Origin of the sequence: Martinezella calliandrae, from assembly GCF_030272695.1 — a bacterium.
GTDB classification, from domain to species: Bacteria; Pseudomonadota; Alphaproteobacteria; order Rhizobiales; family Rhizobiaceae; genus Rhizobium; species Rhizobium calliandrae.
On sequence record NZ_JARFYN010000229.1, the window covers coordinates 1 to 379 of the forward strand.

General features: G+C 64.4%; 1 protein-coding gene. It reads right to left on the minus strand.

Going from position 1 to position 379, the window contains the following annotated elements:
- Positions 1-379 (minus strand): condensation domain-containing protein (locus tag PY650_RS36875; RefSeq protein ID WP_285885049.1); only part of this gene is annotated, 379 nt, incomplete at both ends.

Here is a 379-nt window from a genome sequence, read left to right on the forward strand (position 1 = left end):
GTCCGAGACGATGTGATGCTGGGTCAAAAGGAAGACGTGCTCCTCGTCCGACATGTCGATCAGCCGCCCGCGGATCAGCGGCCCGCGCGAAAGATCAAAGGGCGTGCACGCTTCCTCATGGCACAGCTCCAAAAGCGCGGCTTGCGCATCCGCCCTGCCCTTGAGATCGTGCTCGATCACCGGCAGACCCGCATCCGGCGGCAGGACCTCGACCCGGGGTTCATCCTCCCAGTCGACAAAGACGCTGCGCAGCGCCTCATGGCGCGCCAACAGACGGTCGAGGCTGCGCTGCCAGGCGCTGCGATCGAGCACACCGTGCAGTCGCAAGACCAGCGGAATATGATAGTTGGTGCTCGCCTCGTCCAGCTGCGCCAAGAAC